At 74.9% G+C, this 529-nt stretch carries 1 protein-coding gene; it reads left to right on the top strand.

What is annotated here, in order from left to right; all coding sequences use genetic code 11:
- The coding region (locus tag Vgi01_RS31085; protein WP_275412591.1) for a ketoacyl-synthetase C-terminal extension domain-containing protein at nt 1-529 on the top strand (529 nt) is incomplete at both ends.

Genomic DNA, 529 nt, shown 5'->3' on the forward strand with positions numbered 1-529 from the left:
TGCCCAGGCGGCGGCGGGTGTGGGTGGTGTGATCAAGATGGTGCAGGCGATGCGGGCGGGAGTGGCACCGCGCTCACTGCACTGTGAGGTGCCGTCGCCGATGGTGGACTGGGACTCCGGTGCGGTGCGGTTGCTGTCGTCCCGACAGGACTGGCCCGACACCGGCCGCCCCCGCCGCGCCGCAGTCTCCTCCTTCGGAATCGGTGGCACCAACGCCCACGTCATCCTCGAAGAACCGCCAGCCGTCGAGGCCGAACCGGCCGCCGACGAGCCGACGGCGTCCGGCACCGGCTTGCCGGTCCCGCTCGTCGTCTCGGCAGCCACCCCGCAGGCCCTGCGCGCCAACCTCGACCAGCTCGCCGACCACCCCGTCGGACAACCCGCCGACCTCGCCCGCTCCCTGCTGACCGGCCGCGCCCTGCTCGCCCACCGGGCCGTCGCGGTCGCCGCCGACCGCAACACCCTCACCACCGCCCTGCGCACCGCCACCCTCGTCACCCCGCCCCGCCCTGGCCGCACCGCTGTCCTG

It is taken from the genome of Micromonospora gifhornensis, from assembly GCF_016863515.1.
In the GTDB taxonomy this organism is placed as follows: domain Bacteria; phylum Actinomycetota; class Actinomycetes; order Mycobacteriales; family Micromonosporaceae; genus Micromonospora; species Micromonospora gifhornensis.